The organism is Streptomyces sp. NPDC057638, from assembly GCF_042800315.1.
Taxonomy (GTDB): domain Bacteria; phylum Actinomycetota; class Actinomycetes; order Streptomycetales; family Streptomycetaceae; genus Streptomyces.
On sequence record NZ_JBHVHF010000426.1, the window covers coordinates 1 to 5274 of the forward strand.

Consider the following 5274-nt stretch of genomic DNA (forward strand, 5'->3'; position numbering starts at 1 on the left):
GGCTTCCGCCTCCGGCCCGTGCGTCGGAACTCAGTGCTCCGACGGCGTTCCCGCAGCCTTCTCCCCGGCCCACGGGGCGGTCTCCGGCGGATCGCTGCCCCGCACCCGACCGTCCTGAGGACGACAGCCCGTGCGCTGACAGGCCCCGGATGTCACGGGCTACCAGTAGTGACGGCGCCCTCCCACCGCGTGACCGGCGGCGCCGAGCAGCCACAGGACGAGCCCGATCACCACGAGGATGATTCCGATGGTCCAGAGGATGTTCAGGCCGGTGATCAGGCCCACGATCAAGAGGATGACTCCGAGGACGATCATGACCACTCCCTGGGGAGGGTTAGGTATTTCCCCCGCTTTGTCTTGATTCCCCGCTGTGCCTGCTCCTACACGGTTCCCTCCCACCGGACATGCCGGGGCGGCGGGACAGCCGACGGCCCCGGTGCCAGGGGCCCGGGGCCGTCAGCCGTCGCCATGGAGGGCGAGGGCGCGTACGCGTGCGCGGTGCGGCGGGACGAGTCGTCCTGAGCCGTCCCCGCTCCTACTTCTTGTCCTGCTCCGCCCGCTTCTCCTTCAGCCGCACGGTCTCCTTGCGGACCTCGGCCTGGGTGGCGCGCTCGCGCACCAGCCACTCCGGGGACTCCTGCCGCAGGGCTTCGATCTGCTCGGTGGTCAGGGGATCGGTGATCCCGCCGCGCGCGAGGCCCGAGATGGAGATCCCGAGCCGGGCGGCGACCACCGGACGCGGGTGCGGACCGTCGCGGCGCAGGTCCCGCAGCCAGGCGGGGGGATCGGTCTGGAGCGCGTTCAGCTCGTCGCGGGAGACGACCCCCTCCTGGAACTCGGCGGGGGTGGCTTCGAGGTACACACCCAGCTTCTTCGCCGCCGTGGCGGGCTTCATGGTCTGGGTGCTCTGGTGCGACGTCATGGTGCCAAGGATATCGAGCATGGCCCGGGCCTCTGACCACGCACGGTAATCTGGCCTTGTGACAGCCTCGGAGACAGCCCCCGCCTTCCCCGCGCCCCCCGTGTTCCGGCTGGTGTACGTCCCCGGCGTGACCCCCGCGAAGTGGGTACGGATCTGGAATGAGCGGCTTCCGGACGTTCCGCTGGAGCTGCTCCAGACGCCTGTCGCGGACGCGGCCGAGCTGCTGCGCGGCGGTGGCGCCGACGCCGGACTGGTACGGCTCCCGGTGGACCGTACGGTCTTCAGCGCCATCCCGCTCTACACCGAGACCACGGTGGTGATCGTCCCGAAGGACCACGCCGTGGCGGCGGTCGAGGAGGTCTCCACCGGTGATCTCGCGGATGACATCGTGCTGCACCCCCTCGATGACGTGCTCGGCTGGGAGACGCTGCCGGGACGGCCCGCGATCGAGCGCCCGGCGACGACGGCGGACGCCGTCGAACTGGTGGCGGCGGGGGTGGGAGTCCTCGTGGTCCCGCAGTCCCTGGCCCGGCTGCATCACCGCAGGGACCTGACCTACCGGCCTGTCGTGGACGCGCCCCAGTCCGCCGTGGTCCTGTCCTGGCCGGAGGAGGCGACCACCGACCTGGTGGAGGACTTCATCGGCATCGTGCGCGGACGCACGGTCAACAGCTCCCGGGGCCGCCGGGCCGAGGCCGGTCGGGACGAGACGGCCGCTCAGCCCGCGCGGACCGGGAAGGCCAAGCAGGGCGGGACGGCCGCGAAGGGCGCCCAGGCCGGTCAGCGGCGCTCCGGCGCGGGCCGCTCGGGCACGGGGTCGAAGGGGGCGGGGTCGAAGGGGGCGCGGGGCGCTTCGGGCCGTTCCTCCGGCGGGGGCGGGGGCAGGCCCCGCCGTCGCGGACGGTGAGCTGAGCCCCGGACCGACACCGGGTGCCCGGGGTGTGCCCTCCACGGTCCCACCGCCCGGCCCGCCCCGGTCAGGGCGCGCAGGCCCCGGCGATGGACAGGCTGTCCTCGTAGAGATGGTGCCGGGTGATCCGGCCGTCCTCGACCGTCAGGCGCAGCGCGAAGGGGCCCGCGAAGGACTTCCCCGTGGCGCGGACGGTCCCCGACAGATGACCCATCAGTACGGCGTCGGCGCCGTCGACCAGGAAGGTGTCGACGGAGGCGCGCGCGTCCTCGGGCACGGTGTGTTCCATCAGCTCGGTGAACTGGGCCGCGCACTCGGCCGCGGTGGAACGGGGACGGATCCACGGGACACCCGGGTTCTCGGCCAGCAGCCAGTCGACCTCGTCGGCGAAGAGCGCGGTGATCCGCTCGACGTCCCCGGCGACACGGGCGGCGAGGAACTCCCGTACGACGGAACGGGTGGCCTCGGCGGCGGTGTCCGTGGTGGTGGCGATGGGGGTGTCGGTCATGGCGCGCTCCTCGTCGTGGTGGGCGGGGCCGGTGGCTCCCCGTCGGAGTCGATCATGTCCGGGGTGCGGTGGACCAGTCGATTACCCCGGGCGTCATGGGCGGGCGGCGGGGTGCCCTCACGCGCGGTGGAGCACTCCCGAGATCCTCGGCGGAGGACGTCGTGCCCCCGGGCGCGAGGCCCTGGCCTCCCGGCGGGGCCTGAGGTCCGACCGTGCGCCCCTGGGCCGACCTCCGGTGGGGGCCGTGTCCGCGTGGGCCTGGCGGCGACGGCTGACAGGGCCTGATGTCCGCGCCCGCCCCGGGGCCCGACGCCTGGCCGGGAGGATCGTCGGTGGTATCGCCGGGAGCCTGACTCCCGGCCGGGCGGTGCGCGGGATGGGACGCGGGCCGGGGAAGGGCCCGCGTCCACCGGTCACCGCCCGGGGTGTGTCCGGTTACGCGCCCGGGGTGGCCGGTCTCCCTACCAGCTGTGGGCGACGTCCACGATCACTTGGTCGCCCGAGCGGTGCACCCGGAACGGCAGCCGGGCACGCACTCCGACGGCCACCTGGGTCTGTCCCTCGAAGCTCGCGCCGTACTTGGTGTCCTTGAAGGTCTGGTACCCGGCGATGTTCACTCCGGGCAGGGTCTGACCGGGCCTGCCCGGGTAGATGACGCCACCGGTCTCGATGTCGTAGCTGGGGGCGTTGACGAAGATCTGGAGGATGGCGCCCCCGGTGACGGGGATATGGTCGCCGCTGCCGTCCTGGTGGAACGCGTCGACATAGCCGACGTGGTACCCGGCCGTTCCGGCGGAGCCCGGGACATCGAAGACCACGCGGTCGAAGCACCCGTGCTGGCCGGTCCTGATGTTGGTGAGCGGCTGGGGCACGGTGTGGATGGCCGACTTGGTGCCGCTGCCCCACGGGGTGGAACAGACGGTCTTGGCGTGGGGCCGGTCCACCTGGCCGCAGGAGGCCCAGGCCGCCCCGGCCGATCCGACGAGGGTGGTGCCCGCCAGCGCGAGCGCTGTCGCAGCCTTTCTCAGTGTTCGCATGACATACCTCCATGGGTGAGTCGAACGAGATGAGGATCGGGCCGTCATCACGGCCGGGGAGCCCGGCCGCGACCGCCCAGCCTTCCGGGCCAGGGGGCGCGGCGGCATCCGCGCGCGTACTCACCCGGTGATCTAGGTACCGGCCGGGGCCGGGCGCCGGTACCCGCGTGGGTGGCGTGCCCGAACGGGCCGCCCTGCCGACCCGGTCGCGCACCACGGCGCCCGTGGGGCGGACTCCGCTGACCTGGGCACCCGCGCGCGGGCGCGGTGTCCATCCCGGTGGTGCCGGGCGGGTCCCGCGGACGCCGGTACCCGCGTGCCCGGGCGCGGTGCCGCGACGGGCGAGCCGGGATCTGGCCGAGGGGGAGGGTATCGCCGCGTCCTGACCAGGCTGGTGACGGTGTTTCATGTCGTGCACGTGTCATCTCTGTGGCCACTGTGCACAACCCGTGCGTCAACTCCCCTGACCTGCCTAGCCTTTGATCTACCGGTTGGCGTGCCCGCGTCAACGTGATCGGTCTGCGTGCCCGTACGTCCGTACCTCCGCTCGCCCGGACGGCGGCCGCGCACCCGCTCGCCCATGCACCACGACGAGGAGGAACCCTCACATGGCCCAGAGCCAGACAGACCAGCCCACCCGTGCCCGCCGCGTGCCCCGGCACGCCGTCCTCGGCGCCGCCGTCGTCACGGCCCTCACCCTCGGCCTGGTCTCCGCGCTTCCGGCGAACGCCGCCTCCGAGCGGCCCGTGGGCCGCATCCTGGAGGCCGGGGAGCCCGGCGCCATCAAGAACAGCTACATCGTCACCTTGCGCGACGGTGAGGTCCGTGCCGCGTCCGCCGCGGGCCGGGCGCTCGCGAAGGAGTACGGCGCGAAGATCAAGCGCACCTACACCACCGCCCTCAACGGGTACGCCGTGGAGCTGACCGAGGCGCGGGCGAAGGAGTTCGCGGCCGATCCCGCCGTCGCCTCCGTCGCCCAGGACCAGACCGTCTCCATCCAGGCGACCCAGAGCAACCCGCCGTCCTGGGGACTCGACCGCGTCGACCAGCCGTATCTCCCGCTCGATCGCCGGTACACCTATCCGGATTCGGCGGGCGTCGGTGTCAACGTCTATGTCATCGACACCGGTGTGCGCATATCGCACAGCGAGTTCGGCGGCCAGGCGGTCGACGGCTACGACGCCGTCGACAACGACAACGTCGCCCAGGACGGCCACGGCCACGGCACCCATGTCGCCGGGACCGTCGCGGGCGCCCTCCACGGCGTCGCCAAGAAGGCCAGAATCGTCGGCGTACGCGTCCTCAACAACAGCGGCTCGGGCACCATCGCCCAGGTCGTCGGCGGAGTGGACTGGGTCGCCCGCAACGCGGTCAAGCCCGCCGTCGCCAACCTGAGCCTCGGCGGTGGCGCCAACGCCACCATTGACGCCGCCGTACGCCGGGTCATCGCCTCCGGTGTCACCGTCGCCGTCGCGGCGGGCAACAGCAACGCCGACGCGGCCAACTTCTCCCCGGCCCGGGTGGGCGAGGCCCTGACCGTCGGTTCCACGACCATCACCGACGCGCGCTCCGGCTTCTCCAACTACGGTCGCATCCTGGACCTGTTCGCCCCCGGCAGCTCCATCACCTCCGCGTGGAACACCAGTGACACGGCGACCGCCACCATCTCCGGCACCTCGATGGCGTCGCCCCACGTGGCGGGTGCCGCCGCGATCTACCTGAGCGGCAACCCCAACGCCACGCCCGCCCAGGTCTCCGCCGCGCTCGTGGCCGCCGCCACGCCCAACGTGGTGACCAACCCCGGCCCGGGTTCCCCGAACCGCCTGCTGCGCGTCATCGGCTGACGCCCCACGCGGCTCGGGACCGTACCGGCATCCGCACCGGTACGGTCCCGAGC

The 5274-nt window shown here is 72.8% G+C and carries 6 protein-coding genes; 2 read left to right on the top strand and 4 right to left on the bottom strand.

The features are described 5' to 3' along the window. Positions 1 to 159: 159 nt before the first annotated feature. Together ACFVIM_RS32460 and ACFVIM_RS32465 are read right to left on the bottom strand one after the other, a co-directional pair. Complete coding sequence (locus ACFVIM_RS32460; RefSeq protein WP_384309154.1) at positions 160 to 315, bottom strand: DUF6131 family protein; 156 nt, start codon at positions 313 to 315, stop codon at positions 160 to 162. A gap of 220 nt (positions 316 to 535) precedes the next feature. Beyond that, positions 536 to 922, bottom strand: a complete 387-nt coding sequence (locus ACFVIM_RS32465; RefSeq protein ID WP_384309157.1) for a DUF5997 family protein — start codon at positions 920 to 922, stop codon at positions 536 to 538. A 58-nt stretch (positions 923 to 980) separates the two neighbouring features. Here ACFVIM_RS32465 and ACFVIM_RS32470 point away from each other — a divergent pair, with 58 nt between their 5' ends. Beyond that, positions 981 to 1829 (top strand): LysR substrate-binding domain-containing protein, encoded by an 849-nt coding sequence (locus ACFVIM_RS32470; protein WP_384309159.1) that lies wholly within the window; start codon positions 981 to 983, stop codon positions 1827 to 1829. 70 nt (positions 1830 to 1899) lie between these two features. Here the strand turns inward: ACFVIM_RS32470 and ACFVIM_RS32475 are convergent, their stop codons facing one another. Beyond that, positions 1900 to 2340, bottom strand: a complete 441-nt coding sequence (locus tag ACFVIM_RS32475) for a nuclear transport factor 2 family protein (protein WP_384309161.1) — start codon at positions 2338 to 2340, stop codon at positions 1900 to 1902. A 461-nt stretch (positions 2341 to 2801) separates the two neighbouring features. Beyond that, entirely contained in the window at positions 2802 to 3377 is a 576-nt protein-coding gene (locus ACFVIM_RS32480) for a hypothetical protein (RefSeq protein ID WP_384309163.1), read from the bottom strand. A 608-nt stretch (positions 3378 to 3985) separates the two neighbouring features. On the opposite strand from ACFVIM_RS32480, the gene ACFVIM_RS32485 reads away from it, so the two are divergent. Beyond that, entirely contained in the window at positions 3986 to 5221 is a 1236-nt protein-coding gene (locus ACFVIM_RS32485; protein ID WP_384309166.1) for a S8 family peptidase, read from the top strand. The last annotated feature ends 53 nt before the right edge of the window (positions 5222 to 5274 follow it).